Raw genomic sequence first — 3,125 nt, forward strand, 5'->3', positions numbered from 1 at the left:
CGGGCCTCCGGGCCCACCTCGTCGACCTCGACACCGTCCGCGTACAGACCCGTCTGCACGATCACACCGTCTGCGACCGCTTCACCCCACGCGCGAACGGGATCAGGGCCCCACGGCTTGTGCGGGAGGAGGTCGTCGAACACGATGATCGTGTTCTCGTCGGCGCATGCGCGCATGTTGCGGATGTCTGCGGTGGCGACCTCGTAGGTGTGGCCGCCGTCGATGAAGATGAGATCGAACGGCGCCGTCTGCCCCTGTTCGGCGAATCGTGGAACGGTCTCCCGGGAGTCCCCGGGGACGAGGGTGTGCCGATCGGGGAACTCGCGGTCCATGAATTCCTTGGCCATGGTCACGTACTCGTGCTCGACCAGATCGAACGAGGTCACCTGTGCGTCAGGGTTGGCGCTGAGGAACGCGAAACTCGAGAACCCCGCGTTGAAACCGATCTCGGCGATGGTGCGGGCCGACGATGAGCGCGTCAGGTCGGCGAGGAACGCGATCTGCTCGTCGCTGACGGACCCCTCGATCGTCCATCCGCGACCCCGCGCGTCATCGACAACCTGGATCAAGCTCTCCATGCCCATGCGACATCTCCTCGTCAGTGGCGAGGCGGGTCGGCTGCCTCACGGTTCCATCCTATGAAGTCGCATCGGCCGTATCCGGCACCCCGGGGGGCCTAGCGCAGGACGCGATACCGCAGGTGCGCGACTCCCGGCGCCTCGAGCACGCGGACCAGTTCCATCGCAGGTCGACCCGGCGCGAATCCGTCGAAAAGTCGCTCCCCGGACCCCAGCAACTCCGGGCTCAGTTGCAGGTCGATCTCGTCGACGATCCCGGCCGCTATCGCCTGGCGTGCGCACGACGCACCGCCGGCGATGGAGATCGGCCGGTCCGATGCGGCGGAGACGGCCTGATCGTAGGCTGCCTCGATCCCGTCGGTGACGAAGAAGAAGGTGGTGCCGCCGCTCATCTCGATCGGCTCGTGCGCGTGATGGGTGAGCACGAACACCGGGCAGTGGTACGGCGGCTCATCGCCCCACCAGCCCTTCCAGTCCGAGGTTCCCCAGTCGCCGCGGACAGGTCCGAACATGTTGCGACCCATGATGGTTGCGCCCATCCCGTCCATCATGTCCGACATCACCTGCCGGTTGACCGGATGATCTGCGCCGGGTCCGATGTGCCACGTGTGCAGCGCCGGTCCGCCGATTCCCAGTGGGTTGTCCTCGCTCTGCGACGGGCCGGCGACATAACCGTCGGCCGATATCGACATCGACAGATTCGTTCTGCTCATCGTGTTCTCCGTTCCGATCCGTGGAGACCATTGTGGCCACGCTGCAGCGACAGACTGCACCAGACGACAAAACTCATCGGGCGGCGTTGGGACGGCTCCCACCACCGTGCCGATAGCGCCGTCGCCGTCGGGGGCCTCGACTACCGTTACCCCTCGTGCGCGCATTCGTCGTCTCGGTCGCTGTCCTGCTCCTCACCACCGTCGCCGCGGTCGTCCCATCGGCATCGGCCGCGCCGGGTCCCGGCTACCGGACCACTCTGTTGTACTTCTCGGTGCACACGGGACCGAACCGGGCAACGCCCTGCACCATCGTCGGCGAGCTGCGGGTGCCGGATGCGGCCACCGCCCGCAACCGTGTCCCGGCGATGCTGACCACAAACGGGTTCGGCGGTTCGTACAAGACACAGGAACCCACGGCGAAATACCTGGCCTCGCAGGGCTACGTCACCCTGGCGTACTCGGGGCTCGGCTTCGGGGGCAGCAGTTGCAAGATCACCCTGGACAGCCCGGGGAACGACGGTGTGGCGGCCTCCCAGTTGATCAGCTACCTCGGGGGCGCACGTGGGATCGCGTTCACCGACAAGGCCCTGCGTCGGCCCGCACCGGTGCTCGACTCGGTGCGACGCGATCGCGTAGCCCACGACGGCAGGCCGCACGCCAACGATCCCCGCGTCGGCATGATCGGCGGATCGTACGGCGGCGGAATCCAGTTCGCGGCCGCGAGCGTGGACCCACGAATCGACACCATCGTCCCGCTGATCACGTGGAACGACCTGTCGTACTCGCTGGCCCCGAACTCGACGAGCGCGTTCTCCGGGGTCAGCTCGCGGGTGCCCGGCGCCTCGAAGACGAGCTACACCACCGACCTGTTCGAGACCGGCGTGAAGAACCCCGGCCGCGCCGGCTACGCGAGCGACCCGGCCCGCGCGGTGGGCTGCCCGAACTTCGTCGCGTTCCAGTGCGCGGCGATCACCGAGGGGACCCTGACCGGACAGCTCAGCCAGGCGTCGGTGAACAGCTTCCGCGCCACCTCCGTCACCAGCTATGTCGACCGTGTCCGCGTGCCGGTCCTGCTGGGACAGGGTCAGCAGGACACGTTGTTCGATCTCAACGAGGGCCTCGCGACCTACCGTGCCCTCCGCGCCCGCGGTGTCGAGACGAAGATGATCTGGCACTACTGGGGACACAGCGGAGACCCCGCTCCCGGCGAGTACAGCGACGACGCACCCGACCGCACCACGCAGTACGAGACCGGTCGAATCCTCGACTGGCTGGACCACTACCTCAAGGACTCCGGCGCCGACACCGGCCCGCGGTTCTCCTACTTCCGCGATTGGGTCTCCTACAGCGGCAACGCCCGTCCGGCCTATGCGACCGCCGATGACGTACCGAAGGGTGCACCGACCACGTTCGGCCTCTCCGCAGGCGGCCGACTCGTCGGAGCAGGGGCACGCGCGGTGCCCGGCGCGACCACCATCGCCACCGCGTTCACCGGCCGTTCCGGTTCGGCGAGCTGGACCACCGGCGCCCTCGCATCACCACTCGACGTCGTCGGCATCCCGACGATGACTCTGCGGGTTCGCGCCATCGGCCAGCCGGTGGTGTTCGCAAAGATCTACGACGTCGCACCGAACGGCACAGCCACGCTGATCAACGACCTCGTCGCGCCCGTGCGTATCGCCAATCCCGCTGCACCGGTGCGGGTCACGTTCCCCGGGCTGGTACATCGCTTCGACACTGGCCACCGCCTGCAGGTGCGCATCACCGGCAGCGACCCCGGGTTCCGCGGCGGACTACAGGGCCAGCCGGTGACACTGATCAGCGGACCGGGTCA

General features: G+C 67.7%; 3 protein-coding genes. 1 reads left to right on the forward strand and 2 read right to left on the reverse strand.

Annotated features, from left to right (window positions below; translation table 11 throughout):
* Both JHC79_RS23140 and JHC79_RS23145 read right to left on the reverse strand, forming a co-directional pair.
* Positions 1-584, reverse strand: a 584-nt coding sequence (locus JHC79_RS23140) for a class I SAM-dependent methyltransferase (RefSeq protein ID WP_296395343.1), incomplete at its 3' end; no start/stop codon positions are given.
* 92 nt (positions 585-676) lie between these two features.
* A complete protein-coding gene (locus tag JHC79_RS23145) occupies positions 677-1,291 on the reverse strand; it encodes a dihydrofolate reductase family protein (RefSeq protein WP_296395345.1) in 615 nt (204 codons plus the stop codon).
* 155 nt (positions 1,292-1,446) lie between these two features.
* On the opposite strand from JHC79_RS23145, the gene JHC79_RS23150 reads away from it, so the two are divergent.
* A partial coding sequence (locus JHC79_RS23150) for a CocE/NonD family hydrolase (RefSeq protein ID WP_296395347.1) occupies positions 1,447-3,125 on the forward strand: 1,679 nt, incomplete at its 3' end.

It is taken from the genome of Williamsia sp. (assembly GCF_016462415.1).
Taxonomy (GTDB): Bacteria; Actinomycetota; Actinomycetes; order Mycobacteriales; family Mycobacteriaceae; genus Williamsia_A.

Coding starts and splice junctions, on each gene's coding strand:
- JHC79_RS23145 (WP_296395345.1), bottom strand. CDS start 1,291: ATGAGCAGAACGAATCTGTCGATGTCGATATCGGCCGACGGTTATGTC.